Below are 24,753 nucleotides of genomic sequence, written 5' to 3' on the forward strand. Positions count from 1 at the left end.
GCCAATGGAGAGTAGACTCTCACGAGCGTGCAAATGGGGTGCTTTTAATGTTCCTCGTTAATTACTTCACGAGATCGCGCATGATCTCTTCTGCTTTGACGTCAGTGGTTATCAGCTTCTCTTTTTTCATCCAATCAATCAGTGTTTGCCAAGATTCGGCCGTCTGGTATGCAAAAGGCTTTTCCCCCGCATCCATCAACGGAATCAGGGTATCCAAGCTCTTGGTCTCAATGTCTTTTTCCAGCGGGAAATCGGCAGCCTGTTTGGCAAGCAACAGATCGAGTGCCTTTTCCTTATTATTTTTCACATAGTCCTGGCCCTTGCCAATCGCACGCAGGAAACCTTCCACAGCTTTCTGCTTTTTGCCCAAAGTCTCGTCACTTGTTGCCAATACGAGCTCATAATAGTCTGGAACACCAAACTCAAAAGGCTTGAACACATTGACTGGAATGCCGTGCTTCTCCAAAATCAGTTGTTCATGGTTGATATAGCCACCTACCACTGCATCGACCTTTTTCGCCGTCAACGCTGGGACGATGTCAAAGCCAATATCTGTGAAGGTCAATCCGGAATCATCGCCACCACTATGCTTCACAACTTGACGTACGATCGATTCATCCAGTGGAAGTGATGGATAACCGATATTTTTTCCAGCCAACTTTTGTGGAGTATCGATTCCACTGTCTTGGCGCGTCATGATCACGTTTAACGGATGACGAACGAGCGCACCTACAGATACGACAGGAACGCCTTCTGCACGAGCTTGGATGAGCTGTGGTTGATAGCTGATCGCCAAATCCACTTTGCCCGCAGCCGCCATCTTCAACGGATCATTGCTGTCCGAAGGCATTTGCATGGTCACCTTGAGGTTCTCGTCTTTGAAATACCCTTGCTCCTCTGCGGCATACAAGAAGGAATGTACAGCATTCGGATACCAATCGAGCGCAATCGTCAACTCAGTCGGCTCCGTTCCTTTATCAGCAGGGGCTTGCGTCTGACCAGCATCCGAGCTCGCCTGATTGCCGCATGCAGCAAGACCCGTTGCCAATGTAAGTGCCATGAATGCTTTTGTCCATTTGTTGAAAGGTTTCATTGTTGTTCTCCTTTGATTTTCATATGCGGGGAAAAATGACGTTCGATTCGTCCAACTAGCCAAAACAGCAGCATGCCGAGAATGGAGAGTAACAGGACCGAGGCAAACAACGCGGGTGCCTGAAAATTGCCGGATGCCCGTCTCCCAAAGTACCCGAGTCCCTCGCTCGCTCCCAGCCATTCCCCAATCGTCGCCCCAGCCACACTGTAAGTAGCTGCCACTTTCAGACCACTGAAGAAATGGGGTAAACTCGACGGGAGTTGCAGCTTGGTGAAAATTTGTCCGTTCGTTGCCCCCATTGTTTTTAACAACTGGAGCATTTCCTTGTCAGTCGAGCGAAGTCCATCATACGTGTTGACAACGATCGGAAAGAAAGTAAACAGAATCGTTACAGCGATTTTTCCAGATAAATCATACCCGAACCACAAAATAAATACAGGTGATAATGCGATGATTGGGATTGTTTGGGAAATAACGATGTACGGATAGACCAGACGCTCCACAATCCGACTGCGAATCATTGCAAAGGCAAGTGAGATTCCAAATACAATCGAGATCGATAGCCCCAGTAACACTTCCTTTAACGTCGCCCAAAGATGTAAACCTACTAAAGAGGTACGTAAATCCCACAACGATACGACCACAGCGCTAGGTGGCGGTAAAATGAATGGCGGCACCCCTAGGAAGCGACATCCAGCTTCCCACGCCAGGAGAAAAATGGCGATGGAGATGCCAAACCAAATGCCTCTCCCCATCATGCTTCTCTCCTCAAGGGCTTCATTGCTGATTGGCGATCCTGTCGAAGCAATTCCCAAATTTGCTCACGCAATGCCAAAAATCCGGCTTGGTTGCGGCTGCTCGCCGTTCGCGGTCTGCTCACCGGAACGGTTAATTCGATGGGCTTGGTGATCGGACTACCTGAAAGGACGATAATCCGATCTGCAAGTAGAATAGCTTCGTCGATATCGTGCGTAATCATCAGCATCGTACTGCCTGTTTCCTGCCACTTTTCCATCAGCCACTCTTGCATGTCCATTCTCGTAATTCCATCCAACGCACTAAACGGCTCATCCAACAGCATCATCTCTGCGCCTGAAAACAACGCACGCAAAAAGGAAACCCGCTGACGCATGCCACCGGAAAGCTGGGCTGGATAGCTGTAAGCCCAATCCTGAAGCCCGTACCTTGGCAATTGCTGTCTGACACGCTCATGCGCTTCTTTTTTCGTCATACCTTTGATTTCCAGCGGCAAAGCTGCATTTTCGACAATTGTACGCCATGGCATGAGCAGATCGCGTTGGGGCATATAGCCGACCTGCCCTAAACGATTTGCGACTGGTACACTGCCGAGCCAGATTTCGCCTTGTCCCGGCTCAAGAAGACCTGCGATGAGCTGAAACAAGGTGCTTTTCCCGATCCCGCTCGGACCGATCAAGCTGACGAATTCCCCTTTTTCCACACGCAGATCAAAATGATCGAGAATCTGCCTGTCGCCATACGAAAAGCTGACGTCGGCGAAAGCTAGTTGTTCTCCCACGGCCACATTTCCTCTCTGTAGGACATGTCCCAGAACATGTACTCCATTTTGGAGGTGTTGACGAAATACTCCTCCAGTTTGGCCAGTTCTTGCTCGCTCTTACCTTCCGCCAATTGGTTCATGATCTCAATCAGCCAAATCGCCAACTGCCCAAATTCATCAGAGCTGTACATACGTACCCATTCGCCATACAGTTCGTGATCCAGCGCTCCTTCTACTTGTGCCAAGCGCTTTCCGATTTCCCAATAGCTCCATGTGCATGGGAGTAGTGCACTCACCAAGTCGGCCAACGACCCTTGATGAGCGACACGCAGCATGTAGCTGGTGTACCCGAGCATCACAAAGGAAGGCTCTGTCGCTTCCAGCTCCGCGCGAGAGATGCCAAAGCGCTCGGCATACTGACGATGCAGCTCCATCTCTGTGTTCAGCGTCGATTCTTGCAAAGCAGCAAAGCGAGAGCTTGTTTCCAGATCGTACGCCTTCACACTGGCAATCGCGAACATTTTCGCGTAATCAATCAGATAGATGTAGTCTTGTTTCATGTAATATTTGAAGGCACCAATAGGCAGGCTGCCATCTCCAAGTCCGGTGACGAAAGGATGTTGATGAACACGCTCCCAGATTGGGGCTACACTTTTTCTCAAACGATCAGTAAAGGTTGTCATGCGGATACTCACTCCTTCGCTTCCTTTGGGGTATTGCACCAGGTGGCGATGAAACGGGTCATGATCTGGGCAAAATGAACGAGCTGGTCAGGATCAATGGATTCATCTACGGCATGTGCATGTGCGAGCTCACCCGGTCCGAATAGGACAGCCGGAATGCCTGCATGCGCAAACCAGCCTGCATCCGTCACCGTAGGCGACATGTTAACAATAGGCGTTTGATGCATGAGACTCTCATATGCGGATTGCAGTGTAGCCAACCCCGGATGCTTCGTATCCAACTCCAGTGATGGGAAGATTTCACCGCGCTCCTCAATCATCGAACGTCCACCCCAACGGAAGGTTGGAGGATTGTCTCTCAGCCAAAGATCAGCGGCTGCTGCACGCCCGACGTGATCCTCGATCTCTCGAATAATCTCTTCATAGGATTCGTTCGGATAAAAATGAACAGTAATCCAGAGAGCGCAACGGTCTGCGATGAACGCAGCGTGACGACCTCCCTCGATGACTGCGGGATTGATCGTATTGCTGCCTGCCGGGAAGCCGGGATAGGACTTCATGACTGCCCAGTCCCGCTCCAGCTCCTGTAGTGCGGTAATCACCTTCGTCATTTTTTCAATGGCAGAAGCTCCCCTGACGCGGCCGCCTGCATGAATCGTCTGTGCACGCATTCCGTCATGCAGCGTCGTCGGACTCTCAATCGTGATCCAGCCTGTAATGACCCCGCCCTGCCCTTGCATTTGGAGATTGCTCGTGTCCACTACAACGGCGTAGTCAGCCTGATAGCCACGCTCGATGGCGGCCAATGTCCCCGCTTCACCCGCTTCTTCACCGATGACGGATTGAAAGAGCAAATCGCCTTGGAGCTCGATTCCGTGTTCGCGAAGCATTTGGATCGCAAACAAGCTCGCTGCGAGTCCACCTTTCATATCCGCAACTCCACGACCGTACAGGCGTCCATCCTTGCCATATGTCAAAGCAAAAGGTGGATACGTCCACCCGATGTCATCTCCGACTTCAGCCACATCGATATGCCCGTTGATAATCAAGCTGTTTGCGTGAGTTGAGGCACTCCCTGATAACCGCCCGACGATATTGTCGTCTCCCGGATATACCGTCCAGCGATCCACTTCGAATCCCATCGCTTGCAGTCTGTTGGCGATTACTCCTTGTGCCACATCGCTGTTTCGTGCGGGAGGACTCACAGTCGGATGAGAAACGAGCTCTGCCAATAAGGCGAACAGCTCTTCTTTGCGGCTGGCAATCGATTCTACCGCTTCTGTCAGTCGATGCACGTTACTCAATCATCCCTTCGGTCGGGCTGCTCGCGGATGCGTAACGCTTTTTCGCGATACGGCCTGCCAGGAAGCCTTTGCGACCTGCTTCGACCCCTAGCTTCATCGCTTCTGCCATCAGGACAGGATTGTCAGCGAGAGCGACTGCTGTATTCAACAAGACACCGTCAGCCCCTAGCTCCATCGCTTTTGCGCAGTCTGCTGGCGAGCCAATCCCTGCATCTACGATAATCGGTACTTTCGCATCTTCGATGATAAAGCGGATATTGTTTTCGTTGACAATCCCTTGCCCGGAACCAATTGGAGACGCACCTGGCATAACCGCATGTACGCCAACCTCTTGCAGACGTCTGGCCAGAATCGGGTCATCATTGGTGTAGGTCAGCACGATAAAGCCTTCTTCCACCAAGATTTTCGAAGCCTCGAGCGTGCCAATTGGGTCAGGGAGAAGTGTTTTCGGGTCTCCAATGACTTCGACCTTGATCATGTCACACAGTCCAGATGCTTTAGCCAAACGGGCAATGCGCACTGCTTCTTCTGCTGTATAGGCACCTGCTGTATTTGGTAGCAGTGTGAATTTTTTCAAATCGAGTTGTTCCAAAAAGTTCGGTTCTTGCGGATTTTCCAAATTCAAGCGGCGAATCGCAAAGGTCAAAATTTCTGCTTCCGACACCTCTACTGCTTTCCCTTGTGTATCCAAATCAGCGAATTTACCTGTCCCTAGAAGTAAACGGGAGCGAAACTCGTAAGGTCCAATTTTCAATGTATCCATCATGCTGATCATCCTCCTCCGACAAAATGAACGATTTCTATGCGATCTCCGTCTGCAATCGGTGTTTGTTCGTACGCAGAGCGATTAATAATGTCACCATTTCGCTCAACGACGACAATTTTCTCTTGCAGGGAATAAGAAGCGAGCAAGGCCCGCACTGTCGTGATTTCTTCCGCCAACTCTACTTTTTTCCCATTCAGTTGAACAATCATTGATTACCTCCTTCTACTGGAAAAAAACGGCTTCTCCCACCTGCCTGAGTCGATTCAGACAAACAGAAGAAGCCGTATACCCATCCCATCTCCCCGGACGAATGGCATAAAAAAACCATCCGCCTCGGATGGTTGAGTGTCATCTTATCATCCATGCTCGCAAACAAGCATAGTTCCGCTCGGATGCGACATGTGATCCTGATTCCAAATACCTCTTCCTCCGCTGGCATGACCCAGGTCAGGTTCAACGGTCAGTAACACACTCGTTACAATCTCAGCCAACGTTGCTTGGCCCCCGTTTGGTAGTAAAGCTATGCAATTATCGTACATTCGAGTTTTACAGTACCACTCTATTTCGTGTTTGTAAAGGCTTCCTTGTGCATCTTTTCGAGCTCAGCGAGACAGCGCTCTGCCCAAGCTGCCATTTTTGCAAGCTTTTCCATTTCTCTCTCCATCGCCTGACGCACAGATTCCTTGTAATCTGGAATCGCTCCATTGTAGCGAATGACCCCTTGGACAGGCGTCATGAATTTTTCCATGTAAGAGAGTGCTGGACGCTGGTGAAACAGCGGCACATCTACTTCGTAGGAAGAATGCAAATCGCCTTGGGTTGGGTATTTGGTTACTGCCAACACTTTTACCAGCAGCTTCGAGTCGTGGATTTCCAATACTTCTGCAATATATTCACCAGTCCGCTGCGAAACACGAACAATATCTCCCGGATTCCAGTTCATCGCGGTTTCCTCCTTTTCTTGAATCGAATGCATTTACATCAGCGAGGCTTCCAGCAGATTGCGTGCATGCAGCAATACTTCTTCCGCATCCACTACTGACTGCCCGCCACCCTGTGCCATGGCAGGATTTCCCCCGCCTTTTCCGTTAATGATCGGCAAGGTTTCTTTCAACACTTGATTGATGGCTATGTTGACTTCTTGTCCACGAGCAAACACGACTTGCATTTTGTCTTCGGCAGTAGCAGCCAAGAGGCAAATCGCATCTGGCGCCAGAGCAGTAGCCAGCTGTGCGAACTGCTGAAGCTGTTGAATGGTTTTGTCTGTGAAGGTGCTCATTATGAGGCGAGAATGACCGAGTTTGGTGGCAGCAGTCAATTGTTGATTGACTTCCACTTCCAAGAACTGCTTATCCACTTCTGCCACTTTTGCCTTCAAGGTGTCGCGTTCTGCAAGGAGACGTTCCGTCTGTGCGATCAGTTCTCCTTCATTGGTAGCGAGCAACTTCGCCGTATCACGAACGACAGCTTGCTTTTGGTTATAGTCCCGCAAAGCTCGCCAGCCACAGATAAATTCCAAACGAATGTTTCCGCGATGCCGCTCCCAGCCCAAGATCTTGATCATCCCGACTTCGCCCGTCCGCGCTGGATGTGTTCCTCCACATGGATTGTAATCAAAATCAGGTATCATCACGACGCGAATATTTTCCGTAACAGTCGGTTGTTTTTTCAAGGGCAGCGTTGCCAATTCCTCGTCATCAACAAACCGTGCAATGATGGGGTGGTTTTCCAAAACAATCTGATTCGCTCGCTTTTCTACCTTCTCCCATACATCTGCAGTCAACTCATCCAGTCGTACATCAATGGTGACACGCTCTTTGCCCAGGTGAAAGGCGACGGTCTCCGCCTGCAAGATTTCCAGGAAAGACGCCGATAAAATGTGTTGACCAGCATGCTGCTGCATGTGATCGAAGCGGCGGTCCCAATCGATGTGCCCCGTTACTTCCGCTGTGCTTTCGGACAAAGGAGCCTCCAGTCGGTGACGAATTTCGCCATCTACCTCTTCCACATCTACCACACGAATCTCTTCCAATACGCCCAGGTCGGAAGGCTGTCCGCCTCCAGTAGGGTAAAAAGCCGTTTGATTCAGTACCACGTAAGGTGTCCCATCTTGCTCGACACCAGTCCTCGTCACCTGGGCCGAGAAGGTTCTTGTATAGGCATCCTGATAATAGAGTCTGTCGTCCATCGTTACTCCTCGCTGCATGGAACCATGGTTCCAGCCTGATTCTCCCACTTGGGGGCAAAACGAAAAAACGTATGTATAAAGCTTAGCCAAACAACTGATCCATTTGTTTTTCGCGCTCTTGACGCTCCTCTGGGCTTGCCAGGTCATACTTTTTCAATAAATGAAACAGCTCGTTTAGACGCTCTTGGCTGAGTTCGCTATTCAACTTATTTTTGAATTGACTCACACGCAATTCCGACAGATGAGGCGCTTGTTCTGCCAGTTTCTTGAGTACGTCCTCATGGCTGTGATCCAATTTGCATTCTCCCATGATTTCTCCCCTTTTCCTTCCTGTCATCTTCATCATACCATGATTGTTCATTCGAAAAAAAGGCGTACAACCCGTGATGGAATGTACGCCAGATGACTATGCACGCTTGCGGACGCGAAAGTTCTCCTCGATCAACAGCCAATTTTGCGGAAATGGCAAACCGAGTTTCCAGTAGCTGACGCCTCGCAAACCAAGCTGTTTAACCAGATTGAACTTGGCTTGGATCGACCGTGCATCCTCAAACCACACCTGATGTTGCTTGCCTTGATTATCGGTGTACGTAAAAAACGGAGCCTGCGCCCGATAGTCATACCGGATGACGGCATTATGCTGGGAAGCCAGTGCAATCGCTGCCTGTGGACTCAATGCTCGCGCTGTCGTCCCTCGCTCGTACGGTAAGGTCCAGTCGTATCCGTACAGATTTTGGCCCATCAAAATTTTCTCGGCTGGTATTTCGGTAATGGCGTACTGTAAGACACGCCGCACCGGTCCGATCGGAGAAACCGCCATGGGAGGACCACCACTATAGCCCCATTCATACGTCATGATCACGACAAAATCGGCAAGCGCTCCTATCGCCTTGTAATCATGGGCGGAATACCATTTGCCTGCTTGCACAGCACTCGTCTTCGGCGCGAGCGCAACAGACATCATCAACCCCGCTGCATGTATACGATCCCTTGCTTTTCGCAAGAAGCTCGCGTACGCTTCTGCACCTGTTGTAGGCAAAGCCTCCAAATCAAAATGGATATCCCCCATTCCAAGCTCACGGGCGGTCGCGAGAATATTATCCAACAATTTGTTCTGGAACTCTTGATCGTTCAGGATGAGTGCGCCCAATTCCGTACTGAACTGACCTTTTTCCAAATTCGTCACGACCATCATCAGTAGGACCTGGTTTTCTTTTGCGATCGCCGGAAAATTGTTCAGATTTGGTCGTTGGAGAGTTCCATCCCGTTTGATACGAAAGCTAAACGGTGCCAAATACGTAAGATGAGGGGCAGCCGTCCGAACATCCGCTTCCATCGCGGGTGGGACTGTACGGCGCGGTTCCACATACGCATTGAAATCAGCCGCTCGTCTAGGGCGAGGCGGGATATATAGCTTTTGCCCGACTTGTAGCGGTTTATAGGGAGAAATCCCATTGACGCGAGCAAGCTCTGCTGCGCTGATCTGATTTCGCTGACTGATCGTATACAACGTATCTCCTCGTTTGACCCAATAGTAGCTTCCTACAATCGGGATCACCATCGCCTGTCCGGTTGCCAGTTTATCGGGGTCTGGCAATTCATTCGCCTTATTGATCGCTTCCGGGGTCGTTCCGTACGTCTCGGCGATGCTCGCTAAGGTTTGTCCTTCTTCCACCACGTGGATTTGCATACGCCCCCTCCTTCGCATTTCTTCTCTCTTTGTCATATTCATGGCGAAGGAAATAGGTGTATGTCTAGGCAAGAGGTTTCAATACATCGTATAAAAATCCAACGGACTGGATGGCATAATGGCGGTCTAACAATTGATTTTTATAAAAGATCAGCAAGGCGGGTACGCTGGTTACTTGCCATTGTTCTGCCAATATTGGTGCCGTATTAATGTTGATCTGATACAGAGGGACGGTAGGCAATGTTTCTTGCATGATGCTGAGCATACGTGCTGCAAGCTTGCAGGTCCCACACATCGGTGTATAGACAAAAAGAGCGACCGACTCCTTTTCTTGCAGGTATTGGTTCAGTTCTATGGAGGATAGTTCTTGCAAGTCGTTCACTCCTTTCTATCTCATCGGACATGATCATTCATGCTAGACCCACTGTTTGTGGATGTCAACAGCGTGATGCACAGGCTTCGTAAAAATTGATAGCCAATTGAATGTTTTCAGCTATTTGTTTCATGATCGAAAAGATAATGTCAGAGCGGTTCTTCTGTTTGCCTGTTTTTCTTGTTTTACTTGTCGATGAATCCGCCTTTTCTCACTTATATGAATCAAAACATCCCCGTTCTTGCCCCAATCAGTCCTTTTTACGGCGTTCCGTTTACACTTAATCTGTTTAATTTCGACCCGACGATGTACTATAGCTATAGCAACCCGACAGTGATCCATCCGTTCGAAGCATTGTATGTGATTGAGCACTCTTGTGCAAAAATGAACAAAACCACGGAGAGGAGTTATGTAAATTGGTGAGCTTTGGTACTCTTATTGCCTTTCTATTTGTTTCGCTCGGCATGGTTTGTTCTCCGGGCCCTAACATGATTTACCTCATTTCTCGTACCATTTCTCAAGGTCGCAAAGCTGGAGTCATCTCACTTCTTGGTGTCATACTTGGATTCGTGATTTACATGATTGCAACCATGCTCGGCCTCTCTGCTCTTTTCATAACGGTTCCGTTTATTTACGAATCAGTCAAATGGGTCGGAGCTGTATACCTGCTTTGGCTCGCTTGGAATGCGGTCAAACCGGGTGCAGCTTCCATTCTCAAGCCTGATACTCTTTCGATTGAACCACCGAAAAAGTTATTTTTGATGGGATTCATGACAAATCTACTGAACCCCAAAATTGCTATTTTGTATGTTTCACTCTTGCCTCAGTTTGTAGATCCTGCGCGGGGATCGGTGCTCCTGCAAAGTGCTATTTTAGGCCTCACACAAATAGCCGTCAGCTTTACCGTTAACCTGCTTATTGTTCTGGTAGCAAGCAGAGTTGCTATGTGGTTTGGCACACGCCCAACATGGCTGCGCGTGCAGCGTTGGCTCATGGCAAGTGTCTTGACAGGTCTTGCTGCGAGTCTTGCTTTTGATCGTAGATAGTGCTCCATACTTTCATTCAATAAGAGCCTGCATAAAAAAGTAGACTACAGCAATAGTTGCCGTAGTCTACTTTCTCTTTCGTCAAACTCAACACTTAACGCGCAATCGTTGTATGAGCCAGCTCCTCGGTCACGGTACAGACCGCACTCGAATCCCAGCTCCCTTTGCCTTGTGCTTTGGCTGCCGCATACATTTGCGCAACCGTGCCTCCAACGAGAACAGGCACTTGCTGTTCACGTGCGGTTTGTGCATATAGCTGTAAATCCTTGTGCATATGATCCAAGGAAAAGACGGTATTTTCATACGTACCGTACAAGATGTTCGGCCCAAAAACGGAGAGCACACGATTGTGGGCAGAGCCTTTGTCCATGACAGCTGCCAGCTTGTGTGGATCAACGCCAGCTTTTGCCCCGACACTGAACGCCTCGCCCAACGCTGCTGTAATGACTGCAACGACAGAGTTGTGACAAAGCTTCGCCACCTGTGCGGAGCCGGATTCCCCCAGATAAAAAATTTCCTTCCCAATCGCCCTGAGATAGTCCATGATTTCCGGAAGCTTTGCCTCATCACCGCCAACCATAATGGTCAACGTTCCGGCAGCAGAACCCGCGGGTCCTCCACTCACCGGACAATCATAGTAGTAGATCCCTTTACCTACGCCATGCTGATTCAGACGTTTTGCCGTGGCAGGATCGATCGTACTTGTATCAAATACGAAACTACCAGCCCCTAATGATAAGAAAAGTCCGTCCTCACCCAGCATGACTTCCTCAACAATCGCAGGACCTGGAAGCGAAGTGAAAACGACACGTGCTACGCTACCCACTGCCAGTGGAGACTCTACGACCGTCGCTCCTTTTTCCTTCGCCCAGGCTTTTGCTGCCGGACTTGGATCATAGGCATACACGTGGTAGCCTTTTTGCAGCAGATTGCAGACCATCCCTTTGCCCATTGCACCAATGCCGATAACGCCAATCGCTTCCATCTTCGCTCCTCCTGCTTTCCCTATACTTATGGCCGAATATAAACCGTTTTTGTCTCGACGTAAAAATCGAGCGCTGACTCCCCTTGCTCTCTCGGACCCAACCCAGATATTTTTTTGCCGCCAAACGGAAACTGTGATTCAAAATGAGTCGACGGCATATTGACATGCGTGACACCTGACTGAATGCCTTTGACAAATTGGAACGCTTTTTGCAAATCGTTCGTAAAAATCGTGGAGGACAAGCCGAATTCCACCTGGTTAGCCACTTGCATAGCATGTTCGAAAGAATCCACATCGATCACGGCGATCACAGGGCCAAAAATTTCTTCGTTGGCAATCGTCATCTCCTGCGTGATGCCGGTAAATACCGTCGGAGCAACGAAATAGCCCTGGGCGAGTTCACCTTCTACAAGGCGCTTACCCCCGCATTCCAGTACGCCGCCTTCTTCGATGCCCTTCTGTACATAATGAAGATACAAATTGAGCTGATGCTCGTCCACTACTGGACCGTTATGATTGTCTGGATCGAAACCATTCCCGATTTTCAAGCCCTTCGCCCGCTCGATCAGTTTTGCTTTTACTTGTTCGGCTACTTCGGGAACAACCAATACACGACTTGTCCCCGTACAGCGTTGGCCATTATCGAAGAATCCACTCAATACGATGGAATCGATAGCGAGGTCAATATCGGCGTCCGCGAGTATGATCGCCGGATTTTTCCCGCCCATCTCCGCCTGAATCTTGCCTCCTCTGGCTCCAACTGCCCTCCCCAAGGCAAGTCCCACTTCAGAAGAACCCGTAAATGAGATCCCTTTGACCAGTGGATGATTCGCTAATTCATCCCCGATTACCGCACCTGGTCCTGTTACCAAATTCACAACGCCACTGGGAACGCCGCTTTCAATCAGGAGCTGTACCAGCTTTACGCTAATCAAGGAGGTGTTGCTCGCTGGTTTGAATACAACCGTATTGCCCGCGAGGATGGCTGGGACGATCTTCCACAAGCCAATCCCCAGCGGAAAATTCCATGGGGCAATGATCGCGAAAACCCCGATTGGCTCTCGCACCGTGTAACCAATTACCCGTTCATCAAAGGAAGGCACCGTTTGACCCGTCAAGCGTGTGGCTTCCCCGGTCAACTGCTTCATGGAAGTGATTGTCTTGGCAACTTCGCCTCTCGCTTCGCGCAATGTTTTTCCTACTTCACGGGTGATCGTTTCTGCGAGCTCTTCTTTGTGTTTTTCCAATAAGTGAATGAGGGAAAACAAGAACTCTCCACGTGTGGGAGCCGATTTTTGCGACCATTCACCAAAAGCATTGGCAGCAGCTTCAATCGCAGAACGTGCATCCAGCCCGTCCGATTTTTGAAAATAACCGAGAATCTCATTCGTATTGGCAGGGTTCGTGCTAGGGAAAACCTGTCCAGTATGGCTCGTCACCCAAGCTCCAGCGATGTAGTTATTGTAGGTTGCTGTCAAATCGTCTCCCACCTTCCGCGTCTTATAGAAGTATTGTATATAGCAAAAATTATGAATACAATGTATATACAGACACTTATTTCCAACTATAAATGTGTATTTCTCTACATGGAGGACACGTGGATGAATTCTTTTTCGCTCCTGCTTAAAAAACTACATGAATGGTTTGGCGATCAGCCCTTTTCGATCTGGTTCCAATTTTCGCGTGATCGACATTTTCGGCTTGTTTTCTCCTCTTTTCATGAAAACGCCACCACGAATATTCCCCCTCTGACAGTACCTCCCTGTGACAACGATGCTGTCCACATGCGTTATACCTATGCCCAACAGAAATACCGTTTTTTCTACGAAAACGAGGGACAAGCCGTCATTTGCCTTGCACATACAACAAACGAACCCATCATTCTCACCGCTGACCAATGGGAACTATTGTGGTTCGGCATTCGCCTGTTGATGGCAGAAGAAAAAATGACAGCCAAAGCAAAGGAAAGCAAGAAGCTTTTTGAAGGAATTCGTTCCATATCTGCTACCCTCGACGTTCACCAAATCATCCGTGGCATCATTGGTAATGCACTGGCTGTTATTCCGGCTGCAGACGCAGGCCTCCTGCACTTGTACGATCCCACGATCGACCGATTGATTCCGAAAGAGGCCGTCGGTTTTCACGATACGGTGTTCAAGGATCTCAAAATGCGGGTGGGAGAATCCATCGCGGGCAAAGTGTTCGAAGACGGAATCCCACGCATGTACAGAACCAACCAAGAAACAGCCCATGCGATGAAGGATATCTCTGCTGACAACTTTCACTCTCTGAACCACGCCAAAGCATTGCGTGACTTGAATGGGTTGTTATGTGTTCCGATATCACGTGGAGAAAAGCGTATTGGTGTACTGGTCCTGCATCAGTTTCATCAGGAAAATGTGTTCACCGAGTACGACCTTGACCTCCTCCAAGGCTTCGCAGACCAAACTTCCATCGCCCTGCAAAATGCCGAGCTCTATGCTGAAGTCAAACAAGCGTATGACCACATGGCTGCCATGAGAGCTCAACTGCAAGCCAAGCACGATGATTTGATACAACGCAACCATATCCATGAATCTATCAAGCAGTTGTCCTTGCAAAATAAAGGGGCCGAAACAATCGTAAAAAACCTCAGCAAAATGACCGGACATTCCATCCATTTTGCCGACTGGCTTGAGCAAAAAATGTATCCTGAAAAGAGTATGATATTTTTTAGCTGGGATGAACTGTATACGTTGCTGAACAAAAGAAGACAGCCTGTTTCTGTCACCTTGTTCTCTCCCGCTTCGGGTGACGATCAACTATTTTGTTTGTATCCACTAATCAATGGGAGCATTTTTCTCGGATGTCTCATGATTCCCTTGGACGAACGCGGACTATCTGATCTCGCACGTATGACAGTCGAGCAAGGGAGTGCTGTGCTCATACTCGATTTGGTAAAAAAGCAATCGATCAGCTCCGTGCTGTACAAACGTGCACACGATCTTTTTCAAGAACTGATCGCAAGCAAAGGCAATGAACTGGTTGACCGCGCCCGTTCGATGGGGTTACAGCCGCAAGCAAAATACTACGTAGTTTATGCCCATCTGACGCAGTGCCAAGACCTGGCATTGCTAGAAGCAAACATTCACCGACTCATTACCCGTTGGAAATGGGAGTTTAGTAAAACACAGATGTTTGTCTATGGATTCCATAACCATGTCACCCTCCTCGTCCGGTCTTTCGGCTCTCGAGATGGAAAGGACATCCGGGAGAGGCTGCAACAAGCGTCCTATGAATGGGATCTTGGCAAAGAAGCATCGTTATCCATTGGTGTGGGAAGTTTGGCAAGCGGGATTGAGCAAATCAGCAAAAGCTACGAGGAAGCCAAGAAAGCCGCTCACTACCTGACCAACCGCAGCCGTTCTGGTGTGGTGCACTACAAAGACCTTGGTGTCAATCGCCTCATGCTGAACCAGAGTCAGGCCGATATTGATGCATTCATTCAAGATGTCTTTGCCCCTTTCTGGGAAGACCCGGAAAAATATGAGGAATGGGAACAGACAATCATAACTTATATGAAATGCAGTCAATCCCCTCAACTGACCGCCAAAGAGCTGCACATTCACGTCAATACGCTGTATCAGCGATTGCGCAAAGTTGAGGAGCTTCTTCATATTGATTTGCGAAATCCCGAAGACTTGCTGAAATTACAGCTCGCTTGTCATTTGCGACAGGAAGGATAAACTCAAATAGGCAGGAGTAGCTTCGGACGAGAAAAAGTCCTAGACTACCGCTGCCTTTTTTGTTAGCAAAGTCTGCTTACGTGTCCTTGAATATTTGTTTACCATAATTATCTTATGTAAATTTCTTTATTAAAGTGCCGAGGCTTTGATGAGAATAACACTTCAAATTATTTCAAAACTTTCTTTAATGCTTTTTGTAACGCTTCATTGAAAAAATACCAGTCATGATTGCCAGACCATTCTTCATATTCAATGTCAAAGTTAAGATTCCGCATTTCATTGCTGAATCTTACATTACTATCACGCAAAAAATCTTCAGTTCCACATGCGATATATATTTCAGGTCTGACTGACTGATCTTTGATCTTGTTAGCTAAGTCCAATATCTCATGCTCTTCACTCCACTCCAAGTCCCCTCCTAAAATCCCTTGAAAATCCTTGAGCATCTGTTCTCCATAAACCATTCTGAATTTTTCAATCTCTCCATGCTCATCTAAATCCTCCTTTAAAAACAAGCACGGTGATGAAAATGCACAACAATAACCATATTGCTCTGGTTTTGACAATGCACATTTCAAAGCTCCATATCCTCCCATTGAATCACCAATAATTATCGTATCCTCTCTTTCTGAAGATATGTTAAAGACACTTTTGCATATGATTGGCAATTCTTCGGAAATGTAACTAAAATATTTAAATCCAAATTTCATATCCGAACAAAAACTTCTGGAAATTTCCGGCATTACAAATATTGCATGATAGTCATTTGCGTAAACAGGCAACATCGTATAATTTGCCCAATCACCATTACTTCCGCAAAGACCGTGAAGCAGATATACCACTTGATAATTTTGCTCCATATTAAATTTGTTTGGAATAATAACCGTTATTCCGGTTTCCATTTCTAGCATACTAGAAAAAACACTACCCCTTACTATCATTTCTTTGCCTCCGTTTATTCTTCTGGATTACGATTTTTTAAATTACTTTAAAAAATTCTTTACCAAAATTTATCCCCAAGCATTTTATCTGTCAACGCATCATTGTAATTATTTGTTTTTTTTCATAACTTTTAACTGTTTCCTATTAAATTTCTCAATTCCAACACATAAAACCATTTCAAATAGTGGCTTGATATTCGTGTAGTTATCCCGAATAGTTTCCGTCGCCTTTTTTGCTAGTGCGATGAAGGAAAAAGAAACGGCTTACCGTTCATATAGTTTTGGATGATCGGTATTGCATAGGGCTGTTCCTCTTTTAGCCCCTCGGTTTCCCTGGGGTCAGGAGCATGATGACTATAATTTTCGATCATGACCATCACCGTGAAGCTCTCGAGTGTGGGGAGCCAGTCACCTTCTAGCTTCCGCAAACTCTCGTAGCCTTTTACGACTAGCTCTCTTTGGGCAGGATATAGACCCAAAATGGTATGGGCGATATCATAAAGATAGTAACCAAACCCACATCTTCCAAAATCAATCGGCCGAGGATCTCCGTTGTGAAAAACGATGTTACCTTGGTGCAAATCGCCATGAATCATTCCATAGTGGCTGCTATTCATGTCCAATTTTTCAAGACAAGTGAGTACTTTATCCGCAGCCAATTGATATAGCTCGAATTCTTCTTCTGTCAGAAACCGATGGTAATGCTCTGTCAAACGAGTCATAGCGTGCTTGAAGCTATCCACTCCCCAGATCGGACGAGCAAATTCAGGGGTCAATTGGAAATGCTGAGATACTGTATGAAGCTTTGCTAATAAGACACCCTCTTTGTAAACTTGTTCTTCGGTCAGTTCTTTATCTGTATGCTCCCCTTTGACCCAACGCATGACGGATACGAAGACACATTCACCATTTGCGAGCTTGATGCTCACAGTCTTGGAACCATTGCGGCCATCTATTCCCGTTGGAATCTCGACCTCTATTTTTTCATGCAAATAACTGAGCCAAGCAAGCTCGGAATCTATTTCCTTTCTGTTCGTGGTCCCGTGAATGCGGAGTAAATAATTCCCATCCTTCTCCGTTTCAATGACAAACGTGCAAGTGTCGGACAGTTGGTTGAATCGAATGTGTTGCCAATCCAAGTCGTATTCGTGCATCGCTTTTTGTGCGATTTGCTGTGACTGGGCCACTACCTTCTCGATGTCATTTTCAGAATCCAAGTGAAACAACTTCGTCATGCGAATCCCTCCACCCAATAAATGGATCATACGCTTACATTCGTTTGATTTTCGCCATCCTCCTCTTTTCATTTTTTCGCTTGACTCCAACCTAAGGTCAGACTGCAAACTCGACTTCAGGAGGTGAATCGCCATGTTGTATACCGTTAACGATGTAGCCAAACTGTCTGGTACCACAATCAAGACTCTGTATCACTATCAAAAGATTGGTTTGCTGATGCCAGAAACCGTTTCAGAAAATGGGTACCGCTATTACGGTGAGAATGAACTCAAGCGGTTACAACAAATCTTGTTTTATCGTGAGCTTGATTTTTCGTTGGACAGTATTAAAGCTGCACTTGATCACGAGCCAGACAGACTTCGGTGTTTATGTGAGCAGCAAACGCTGTTAAAGGCACGCCAGCTACGCTTGGAGCGCCTCTTGAATACTCTCGAAGAAACGATTCGACACGAAAGGAAGCGAGGAAATATGTCCACAGCGAACATGTTTGATGGATTGAATGAAGAAGAATGGAAGCAGGCATTCACTCAACAAAATGAGCATTTGCAGAAAGCGTACGATTTTCAATTGGATACAGAGAATCTCGACGTGGTTTCCCTGAATGAAAAAGCTGCAGAAGCGAAGGCTTTCATGACGTTTATGGCAGAGGCGTTGAAAAACAACAAAAGTGTCGACGACGAAGCTGTTGTTTCTGCGATCGAAAACCATCTTGCTTTTTTACAAAAAGACCATCCGATTGATGCGAGAGCATTTGCCGAGCAGGCAAGATTTTTCCTATCAGATGAGTTCCACCGCGCGATGTTGGAAGAACAGCAAACGGGATTAAGCTACTACATTTGCATTGCTGCCGAAAATTACGCTTCCAAGTAAAGTGTAGTTAAACGATCGTTTAACAGTGAAACCGGGTGAGCTGCAACTCCCCGGTTCATTGTTTCCATTCCTATCTAATGCCTTAGATTACCGCCCCGCTAATATGCTCCTTGATCAGCGTCCATCGATCACGAGAATGCGGCATGAATGCTGAAGCAATGGCTACGACGAGGTTTTTTTCTGGGATACAACAGATAACATTACCGCCATCGCCCAGTGCAGCATATGAAAAAACACCGTCCTCTTCGCGCAACCACCATAAATAGCCGTATTGATTGGGATTCATTGCGGTTGATTCATCTATCCAAGCCCCTGGAATGATCTGATGATTGTCCCAACAGCCGCGATTCAGATAGAGCAAGCCAATACGTGCCATATCACGGGGAGTTAACGTGAGCCCCCATCCTCCTGTGGAGTTGTTGTCAGGATCCTTTACCCACCCTCTCACATCATTCCCGAATAAATCTTCAAACCCAAACGCTTTCATATCATAATCAGAGATTTCTTCTATACCGATGGGTTTAAACAAGTGTTCGTTGGCAAATTCTCTGGCACTTTTACCTGTGCTGCGTGTAAGGATGGCTGAAAGCAGATGCGCTCCAGCGGTCGAATACTTAAACGCTCCAATCTCTCCCTTTTGCCCGAGCATATCCAGGGTATATGTTACCCAATCGGACTGCATACACATCTTGTCCAGTGGTTCGTGCCAGTCCTCAAAAGGATAGGGGGCTGTCATCGTGAGAAGATGGCGAATGGAGATTGCTTGTGTATCCGTATGATCGGGTGCATAGTCTGGGAAAAAATCCAGCACCTTTTGGTCGACATTTTTGATAAACCGTTCCTCTATAGCAATACCAATGAGAGCGGATAGAATACTTTTCGTTACAGACGCTACATGGTGCCTATCTTTCGGTCCATAGCCATGAAAATAGCTTTCATAGACGAGATAACCATTTCTCACAACAACGATTCCGTTTATGTTGCTGTACGAGGCTTTAATGATAGGGTCTAGCTCTGCTAGTTTTTCAGCGTCTATGTTCAACACGGCCGGGTCTCCTGCTTGCCATTCTGTAGTAGGCCAATCGCTTCTTTGCATGATAATTCCCTCCTATGCACGGAGAATGTCAATTTTTTCTTTTCTGACTGGAAAATACACTTCCGTAACAACACAGGGATGATCGGGTGCGGTTACATAGACTTCGTAAGGTGATCTCACCAATTCATAGCCTTCATTTTCTACCCATTCCCTCAACCTGGCATATACCGATGTCAATTCTGAGTAAGGACCCTGACAGACAGACTTTGCACAAAGTCCCCCTGGAAAATCCCTTGTTCCCTTTACAGCCTCCGCGACCGGGAGCGCAAACTCTGTATCGTTTCCGGCGGGATTGTATTCTGGGCTGTGATAAATCGTCATTGGTGTACCGAGCAAGTTAAACTTTTCAGTCGCAACCCTTTCATACAGCTTACTAAAGTACTTTCCATATCCTGTTGCATAATCAGCACTCGTCAGCATCTGGCGTAACGAGAGAATATGGATTGGCTGGGTCTCCACAAGCTGTACTTCTATGTTGTCAAGGTATGCCATCATGGGGATCCCCTGCGCCATTTTCAAAAGATCATGGTTCAGTTGTTTTATGGTATAGTCCAAAGCGTTTCGTTTTTCATACATTTCCTTTTGTTTGCGAAGAAGCGCGGAGACAAGCTTTTCTTCCGATTGATCATCTTCCACTTCCAGAATGGCTTTGATTTCGTCCAGCGAAAAATGGTACGATTTCAAACGGTTGATCAAAAGCATCTTTGTCAGTTGCTTGATGGAATAATACCGATAGCCATTTTCAGGATTAATCTCGTCTGGGTTCATTAGTCCAATTTCGGCATAATAACGAAGTGTTTTCGTTGACACTCCGCATATCTTTGAGAACTCTCCGATTGCTAGCACAGGCTCACCTCCATTGCTCAATCTGTATCGATATTCTACTTATACCCCTTCCCCTTAGGGCAAAGTCAACTGCAAGTGCGGTTTTCCGGCACCCTGCTCGAATCTGACTTTGTTCTCAAACTGCTAGCACCTGCTAAGCAATGATTGTACAATGATCTAGTGAATCGTAAATGCTAAATAAAACCAGGAGGTTCTGAAAATGACGGAGCAATATGTATTCCGTTAAGTCCGTGGTCCCCCTTATATCTCTATTCTCACCCTATAAAAATAGAGGAGGACGAATATGGATATTTTCATTAGGGAACTGCGTGCTGGGGACGATGATTGTGGTTCAAACATTGATGGGAGCTTTATCGTAGACTCTACCCTTGTCTTACAACTTATGGGACAGCGAATCGGATATACGGTGAAGGAGGTCCCTCTTAGGAATAAAAGCTACGATGATGAACAGCTTGAGGAAGATACTGTTGAGGATTATTCGAACTATATCGGCAATCCCCATCAAATCATTTATGTAGCGCTCGTGAATAATCAAGTTGTGGGTCAAATTGTTTTGAAAAGAAATTGGAACAAATTTGCCTATGTAGAAGATATTAAAGTTGATAAGCAATATAGAGGATACGGTCTCGGTAAAAAACTAATCGAACAGGCTATACGCTGGACGAAGGATGGCGGGATGACGGGAATCATGCTGGAGACACAAAGTAATAATGTCCGCGCATGTAAATTCTACGAAAGTTGTGGTTTTGTCATCGGAGGTTTCGATTCCTACGTCTACAGGGGGCTTGACAAAGATAGTGATGAGGTAGCAATTTACTGGTATCTCATGCTTGATTAAAAAGTAATCCTCAGCACTTTTCAACTATCGGAATGATCGTTCAATGAATCGCGGTAGACAAGGACTTTATTTCTGGTCCATGGCTACCGCTATTTTGATTGGTAAGGGTAGATGGTAAGATTGACTGCACTTTCTGTACAATTCATCGACGAGGTAAAGTTTGATTTGCAACTGTTCTTTCCCTATTTATTGGCAACGAATGCACAAATAATAGTCTTGTAGCGAAGTTTGCTAGATAAATAGAAAAAAGAGATAGGAGTTCGCTTTTTATGTCACGATCCGATACACGTAATCGCTTCATTATCATTGCAATGGCACTGGGCTTACTGATGTCTTCCCTCGACAATACCATCACCTCGGCGGCTATTAGTCACATTATTAAAGATATCGGTGGCTTTGAAAGCATGAGCTGGGTTTTCACCTCATACGTCTTAGCCGCGACCAGTACGATGCTCATCTTCGGGAAAATGTCCGATCTTTTTGGGCGCAAGTTGTTTTACTTACTAGGCATTACGATTTTTCTCATTGGCTCGGCACTGTGTGGCGTTGCCCAAAGCATCGAACAGCTAATTGCTTTTCGTGCCCTTCAAGGAATTGGTTCAGGGGCGCTCTTTCCGATTACTTTCACAATCCTGTTTACGCTATCCTCTGATCCGAAATATACGGCACGAATCTCTGGCGTGTTTGCCGGAATCTTTGGGCTCTCCTCTATCGCCGGCCCTCAAGTCGGGACCTTGCTCTCTGATTACTTGGGGTGGCGTTGGTGCTTTTATGTCAATGTTCCGATCGGTTTGTTGTCTCTCTTAACGCTTCTGTTTTCCCTGAAAGAATCCCGTTCTCATACAAAGCCAAAGATTGACTATTGGGGTACCGTTACATTAATCGTCGCTTGTGTAGCTGTCATGCTGGCACTTGAATGGGGAGGAAAAGAATATGAGTGGTCTTCGTGGCAAATCATCTCACTGTTTGCACTGGCCGGAATAGTGGGGATCGCTTTTATTATGGTAGAACGTCATGCACAGGAACCGATCCTTCCTTTCCAGATTTTCCAAAACCGCATGGTGGTCGCGACTTGTATCGCCTGTCTTTCTCAAGGTGCCATCATGTTTGCTGCTATTACTTATTTGCCTATTTTCGCTGTGGCCGTACTTGGATATCCGAACTCCAATAGTGTTTTGACCCCGTTGATGCTCTCTTTGACGGGAGGTGCCGTGGTATTCGGAATGTTGCAAACAAAATTTTCCTTTCGATCTCTCATGGCGTTCTCTATGCTCGCTTGTGTAGTTAGTTCTATTTTTCTTATGTACGTTTCAACTGGCATTTCCTTCTTTTTCTTAACACTCTTGATGATTCTGTTCGGGTTTGCTGCAATCGGGCCGTTAATGAGCGTTGCACAAAACGCGATCGTGCATTCGGTTGATAAAAAATATATCGGTATTTCTTCCTCGATCGTTGGTTTTTGTCGAAACATGGGAGGCGTACTCGGCGCATCGATCACGGCTGCTGTTGTGAACCAAAATTATGCGAGTATCGTATCCACAGGGGCGTCATTACATGGCATTTCCTTGGAGAAAGTAGCTGATCTGCTTAATCCTGAAGTTCTCATGCGTGAGCCTTTAACAATTGAGCCGAGTGTTCATTCTTTTCTGAGTCACTCTCTAGGAAGCGCCATCAATCATGGTTATACCGTGGGATTGATTTTCGCCGTTATTGGTTTCTTTTCTGTACTATACGCAGGCCCCGGCAAGCTTGAGCGCCAGCAAAAGAGTGTCGAATCATAAAGATCCAAGGGTTTCTTGCTCGCATCGCTTTCCAAAAATGGCAGCATGATGTATGGTGAAGTATATGCATTTGCAAACTATACTTCCCAAAGGAGAGTGTACTTCGTGCGTGAAACCTGTGTTCCGACTGGTGTGGAGCTGAAAGACACTGGCTTTGGATATACATTGTCTCTAATAGGCGGTAAATATAAAATGATCATTTTGTATTGGCTAGCTGAAAAGAAGGTAATGCGGCATAATGAGCTAAAGCGAAGCATCGGTACCATTTCTTTTAAAACGCTGAGCTTGATGTTAAAAGAGCTGGAGGCAGATGACCTGATCATCCGCAAGGAATTCCCCCAAGTCCCTCCCAAAGTGGAATATTCCTTAACAGAACGTGGGCTTTCTCTGATTCCCTTATTAAATATGATGTGCGACTGGGGAGAGAAAAACAGCGTGCCCCCTCGGGAGGAAGTAAAGCAGCAGGCATAGATTGTTTCTAACAGGAAAAGAAGTATCTCCCGAACGAGGAAATACTTCTTTTTTCTTTCCGACTTCTTACAGGTTATCAATGAATTTCAAATAATCTTGCGCACTCTTATCCAATACGCTGCCGGTCGGTTCAAGCTCTTGACCAGGTACATTTTCCCCGGACTCCGTCTCCGTACCATAATACGCAAAGAATGAACGATAATCCGCGTGGCAGTAGCGGAAGGTTGTTTCAAAAGGGGTCAATATTTGCGCAAGTGTATACCGATACCTTCCCTCTTCCTGATAATCCTCTTTCCTTATTCCCGCAGATACGGCTAATGCAGCTTTGCGATTCTTTAATTTATCGCCTCCTTTTGAACCGTACGCCCACCCATATGCAAAAACATCGTCAAGCCATTTTTTCAGGAGAGGCGGACAATTAAACCAGTAAACCGGGAACTGTAAAACAAGATTCCCATGCGATTCAATCAATTGCTGTTCTTTTTCCACATCAATGTTTCCATCTGGGTATGCCTTATGCAATTCGTGTACGGTATACTTTTCTGGATATATTTTGAGTTCTTCTACCCATCGCTTGTTGATGACGGATGTTTCGATGCTTGGATGTGTGACAATTACAAGGGTTTTCAAAGTAAGTTCCTCCTTGAAGTTTGTTGTTTTATGAGTATAAAATGCTCTCTGCAAATTTGTAAGTATGCACATTTTGTTCAGTTACTTACATAAAGGTGAGTGTAAAGAACAGAAAAAAGCCTCCCCGCGACCTAATGCATCTAGGTTCGTATCGTTGGGAAGCCTCTTTGCCAATGTTTTATATGAGCTTTTTCTCCATATACAGCGTGCCTTCAATCGGATTGAAACGATAGGGCTCAATTGGATAGAATCCCAACGAGCGGTATAGCTGAATTGCTTGTTCCATCGTAGGAAGCGTATCTAAACGGATGAAGGAATAGCCTCGTAATTTCGCATCGTCCATGATCGCCAAGGCTAATTTTTTCCCAACGCCCCTTCCTTTCCATTCAGGTTTCACATACAACCTCTTCATTTCGCAAACTTGTTCATCTATTTTTCGTAAGGCAACACATCCTGCTGGCTGTTCATCATCTAACGCCAACAAAATACAACCGTCTGGGGGTGCGTATTCGCCCGGTATATTTTGCAATTCGGTCGCAATATTTTGAAAGCTCAAATCAACTCCTAATGAATCTACGTACTTCATGAAAAGTTCATGTGCTTGTTCGTATTGATTTCCTTCTGTTGCATGAATCAAACGCAGCAATCCAAACACCTCCACATCCCGTCATA

At 46.7% G+C, this 24,753-nt stretch carries 26 protein-coding genes and 1 riboswitch; of the genes, 6 read left to right on the forward strand and 20 right to left on the reverse strand.

Annotated elements, in window-relative coordinates; all coding sequences use genetic code 11:
• Nucleotides 1–61: 61 nt before the first annotated feature.
• The 12 genes from HP567_RS18575 to HP567_RS18630 form a co-directional block, all read right to left on the reverse strand.
• The gene (locus HP567_RS18575; RefSeq protein ID WP_173607735.1) at nucleotides 62–1,093 is read right to left on the reverse strand and encodes an ABC transporter substrate-binding protein; all 1,032 of its coding nucleotides are present in this window, start codon (nucleotides 1,091–1,093) and stop codon (nucleotides 62–64) included.
• Nucleotides 1,090–1,848 (reverse strand): ABC transporter permease, encoded by a 759-nt coding sequence (locus HP567_RS18580; RefSeq protein WP_173608359.1) that lies wholly within the window; start codon nucleotides 1,846–1,848, stop codon nucleotides 1,090–1,092. Before HP567_RS18580 ends, HP567_RS18575 begins: the two co-directional genes overlap by 4 nt.
• Nucleotides 1,848–2,630 carry an ABC transporter ATP-binding protein gene (locus HP567_RS18585; protein WP_173607736.1) on the reverse strand — a complete coding sequence of 261 codons (783 nt, stop codon included), beginning with the start codon at nucleotides 2,628–2,630 and terminating at the stop codon, nucleotides 1,848–1,850. The genes HP567_RS18580 and HP567_RS18585 overlap by 1 nt, the downstream gene beginning before the upstream one ends.
• Nucleotides 2,615–3,295, reverse strand: a complete 681-nt coding sequence (gene tenA / locus HP567_RS18590; protein WP_173607737.1) for a thiaminase II — start codon at nucleotides 3,293–3,295, stop codon at nucleotides 2,615–2,617. Before tenA ends, HP567_RS18585 begins: the two co-directional genes overlap by 16 nt.
• 8 nt (nucleotides 3,296–3,303) lie before the next feature.
• Nucleotides 3,304–4,599: an acetylornithine deacetylase gene (locus tag HP567_RS18595; RefSeq protein ID WP_173607738.1), complete on the reverse strand. Its 1,296-nt coding sequence runs from the start codon at nucleotides 4,597–4,599 to the stop codon at nucleotides 3,304–3,306.
• On the reverse strand, nucleotides 4,592–5,365 hold the full coding sequence (locus HP567_RS18600) for a thiazole synthase (RefSeq protein ID WP_173607739.1): 774 nt from the start codon (nucleotides 5,363–5,365) through the stop codon (nucleotides 4,592–4,594). The genes HP567_RS18595 and HP567_RS18600 overlap by 8 nt, the downstream gene beginning before the upstream one ends.
• A gap of 5 nt (nucleotides 5,366–5,370) precedes the next feature.
• The gene (gene thiS / locus HP567_RS18605; protein WP_173607740.1) at nucleotides 5,371–5,574 is read right to left on the reverse strand and encodes a sulfur carrier protein ThiS; all 204 of its coding nucleotides are present in this window, start codon (nucleotides 5,572–5,574) and stop codon (nucleotides 5,371–5,373) included.
• Between the two features lie 198 nt (nucleotides 5,575–5,772).
• Nucleotides 5,773–5,883, reverse strand: a riboswitch (TPP riboswitch).
• A 41-nt stretch (nucleotides 5,884–5,924) separates the two neighbouring features.
• Entirely contained in the window at nucleotides 5,925–6,308 is a 384-nt protein-coding gene (locus tag HP567_RS18610) for a kinase-associated lipoprotein B (RefSeq protein ID WP_173607741.1), read from the reverse strand.
• A gap of 33 nt (nucleotides 6,309–6,341) precedes the next feature.
• The gene (locus HP567_RS18615; protein ID WP_173607742.1) at nucleotides 6,342–7,553 is read right to left on the reverse strand and encodes an alanyl-tRNA editing protein; all 1,212 of its coding nucleotides are present in this window, start codon (nucleotides 7,551–7,553) and stop codon (nucleotides 6,342–6,344) included.
• A gap of 82 nt (nucleotides 7,554–7,635) precedes the next feature.
• Nucleotides 7,636–7,863: a hypothetical protein gene (locus tag HP567_RS18620; protein WP_217366846.1), complete on the reverse strand. Its 228-nt coding sequence runs from the start codon at nucleotides 7,861–7,863 to the stop codon at nucleotides 7,636–7,638.
• 96 nt (nucleotides 7,864–7,959) lie between these two features.
• The gene (locus HP567_RS18625; RefSeq protein ID WP_173607744.1) at nucleotides 7,960–9,243 is read right to left on the reverse strand and encodes a LysM peptidoglycan-binding domain-containing protein; all 1,284 of its coding nucleotides are present in this window, start codon (nucleotides 9,241–9,243) and stop codon (nucleotides 7,960–7,962) included.
• Between the two features lie 64 nt (nucleotides 9,244–9,307).
• Complete coding sequence (locus HP567_RS18630; RefSeq protein ID WP_173607745.1) at nucleotides 9,308–9,616, reverse strand: thioredoxin family protein; 309 nt, start codon at nucleotides 9,614–9,616, stop codon at nucleotides 9,308–9,310.
• A 416-nt stretch (nucleotides 9,617–10,032) separates the two neighbouring features.
• Between HP567_RS18630 and HP567_RS18635 the strand changes: the two genes are divergently transcribed.
• Nucleotides 10,033–10,662, forward strand: coding sequence for a LysE family translocator (locus HP567_RS18635; RefSeq protein ID WP_173607746.1), 630 nt, complete (start codon nucleotides 10,033–10,035; stop codon nucleotides 10,660–10,662).
• Nucleotides 10,663–10,756: 94 nt separating this feature from the next.
• On the opposite strand, the gene HP567_RS18640 is transcribed toward HP567_RS18635, so the two are convergent.
• On the reverse strand, nucleotides 10,757–11,647 hold the full coding sequence (locus HP567_RS18640) for an NAD(P)-dependent oxidoreductase (RefSeq protein WP_173607747.1): 891 nt from the start codon (nucleotides 11,645–11,647) through the stop codon (nucleotides 10,757–10,759).
• A 26-nt stretch (nucleotides 11,648–11,673) separates the two neighbouring features.
• A complete protein-coding gene (locus HP567_RS18645; protein ID WP_173607748.1) occupies nucleotides 11,674–13,125 on the reverse strand; it encodes an aldehyde dehydrogenase family protein in 1,452 nt (483 codons plus the stop codon).
• A 306-nt stretch (nucleotides 13,126–13,431) separates the two neighbouring features.
• Here HP567_RS18645 and HP567_RS18650 point away from each other — a divergent pair, with 306 nt between their 5' ends.
• Nucleotides 13,432–15,372, forward strand: a complete 1,941-nt coding sequence (locus tag HP567_RS18650; RefSeq protein ID WP_229088074.1) for a helix-turn-helix domain-containing protein — start codon at nucleotides 13,432–13,434, stop codon at nucleotides 15,370–15,372.
• Nucleotides 15,373–15,539: 167 nt separating this feature from the next.
• Here the strand turns inward: HP567_RS18650 and HP567_RS18655 are convergent, their stop codons facing one another.
• Complete coding sequence (locus HP567_RS18655) at nucleotides 15,540–16,313, reverse strand: alpha/beta hydrolase (RefSeq protein ID WP_173607750.1); 774 nt, start codon at nucleotides 16,311–16,313, stop codon at nucleotides 15,540–15,542.
• 236 nt (nucleotides 16,314–16,549) lie between these two features.
• On the reverse strand, nucleotides 16,550–17,548 hold the full coding sequence (locus tag HP567_RS18660; protein WP_173607751.1) for a phosphotransferase enzyme family protein: 999 nt from the start codon (nucleotides 17,546–17,548) through the stop codon (nucleotides 16,550–16,552).
• Between the two features lie 133 nt (nucleotides 17,549–17,681).
• Between HP567_RS18660 and HP567_RS18665 the strand changes: the two genes are divergently transcribed.
• On the forward strand, nucleotides 17,682–18,419 hold the full coding sequence (locus HP567_RS18665) for a MerR family transcriptional regulator (RefSeq protein WP_173607752.1): 738 nt from the start codon (nucleotides 17,682–17,684) through the stop codon (nucleotides 18,417–18,419).
• Nucleotides 18,420–18,501: 82 nt separating this feature from the next.
• On the opposite strand, the gene HP567_RS18670 is transcribed toward HP567_RS18665, so the two are convergent.
• The gene (locus tag HP567_RS18670; protein ID WP_173607753.1) at nucleotides 18,502–19,515 is read right to left on the reverse strand and encodes a serine hydrolase domain-containing protein; all 1,014 of its coding nucleotides are present in this window, start codon (nucleotides 19,513–19,515) and stop codon (nucleotides 18,502–18,504) included.
• A gap of 12 nt (nucleotides 19,516–19,527) precedes the next feature.
• Nucleotides 19,528–20,361, reverse strand: coding sequence for a MerR family transcriptional regulator (locus tag HP567_RS18675; protein ID WP_173607754.1), 834 nt, complete (start codon nucleotides 20,359–20,361; stop codon nucleotides 19,528–19,530).
• 283 nt (nucleotides 20,362–20,644) lie between these two features.
• Here HP567_RS18675 and HP567_RS18680 point away from each other — a divergent pair, with 283 nt between their 5' ends.
• The 3 genes from HP567_RS18680 (at nucleotide 20,645) to HP567_RS18690 (ending at nucleotide 23,451) form a co-directional block, all read left to right on the forward strand.
• Entirely contained in the window at nucleotides 20,645–21,199 is a 555-nt protein-coding gene (locus HP567_RS18680; protein ID WP_173607755.1) for a GNAT family N-acetyltransferase, read from the forward strand.
• Nucleotides 21,200–21,468: 269 nt separating this feature from the next.
• A complete protein-coding gene (locus HP567_RS18685; RefSeq protein WP_173607756.1) occupies nucleotides 21,469–22,980 on the forward strand; it encodes an MFS transporter in 1,512 nt (503 codons plus the stop codon).
• 105 nt (nucleotides 22,981–23,085) lie between these two features.
• A complete protein-coding gene (locus HP567_RS18690) occupies nucleotides 23,086–23,451 on the forward strand; it encodes a winged helix-turn-helix transcriptional regulator (protein WP_173607757.1) in 366 nt (121 codons plus the stop codon).
• Between the two features lie 66 nt (nucleotides 23,452–23,517).
• Here HP567_RS18690 and HP567_RS18695 read toward each other — a convergent pair whose 3' ends face one another.
• Together HP567_RS18695 and HP567_RS18700 are read right to left on the reverse strand one after the other, a co-directional pair.
• A complete protein-coding gene (locus HP567_RS18695) occupies nucleotides 23,518–24,081 on the reverse strand; it encodes an NAD(P)H-dependent oxidoreductase (protein ID WP_173607758.1) in 564 nt (187 codons plus the stop codon).
• 178 nt (nucleotides 24,082–24,259) lie between these two features.
• A complete protein-coding gene (locus HP567_RS18700; RefSeq protein WP_229088075.1) occupies nucleotides 24,260–24,736 on the reverse strand; it encodes a GNAT family N-acetyltransferase in 477 nt (158 codons plus the stop codon).
• Nucleotides 24,737–24,753 lie beyond the last annotated feature (17 nt).

It is taken from the genome of Brevibacillus sp. M2.1A (genome assembly GCF_013284355.2).
Classification (GTDB): Bacteria; Bacillota; Bacilli; order Brevibacillales; family Brevibacillaceae; genus Brevibacillus.